This is a genomic window from Mesorhizobium sp. M4A.F.Ca.ET.020.02.1.1 (genome assembly GCF_004022645.1).
In the GTDB taxonomy this organism is placed as follows: domain Bacteria; phylum Pseudomonadota; class Alphaproteobacteria; order Rhizobiales; family Rhizobiaceae; genus Mesorhizobium.
Genome location: NZ_RZOI01001389.1, coordinates 1 through 465, shown reverse-complemented (window position 1 = coordinate 465; position 465 = coordinate 1). Strand labels below are relative to the sequence as shown.

The following is a 465-nucleotide window of genomic DNA, read 5'->3' as shown; positions in this document are numbered from 1 at the left end:
CGGCATCGATGGTGCGGACATCCTTGCGCATCATCGAGCCGACGGTGAGGCTGCGCATCCAGCCGACGTCGTGGGCGCTGCGGATGGTCTCGCCGCGCAGGTGGAAACGCCAGGTCGAGAAGGAGTAGCCGAAGGTCTCGCGCACCAGCATCGCCGCCATGATCGAAGCCGCCAGCACGACGGCGGTCAGCGTCAGGTCGCGTGTCGATTCCAGCGCCAGGAAGGTCATCGTCAGCGGCGCGCCGACGACGCCGACGGCGAGCGAGGTCATGCCGACGACGGCGGCGACGGCCGGGTCGATGCCGGTCGCCGGCGAGACGGTGGCCATCACGCCGGCGAAGACCTTGCCGAGCAGCGCGCCGAGAAACAGCGAGGCGAAGAACAGGCCGCCGCGAAACCCCGAGCCGAGCGAGATCGCCGAGGCCGCCAGCTTCAGCACGAAGACGCTGGCGACGACGCCAAGCC

The 465-nt window shown here is 69.9% G+C and carries 1 protein-coding gene; it reads right to left on the bottom strand.

The window, feature by feature from the left end; genetic code table 11:
• Positions 1-465: chloride channel protein (locus EN742_RS37295; RefSeq protein ID WP_189375785.1), on the bottom strand; the 465-nt coding region annotated here is incomplete at both ends.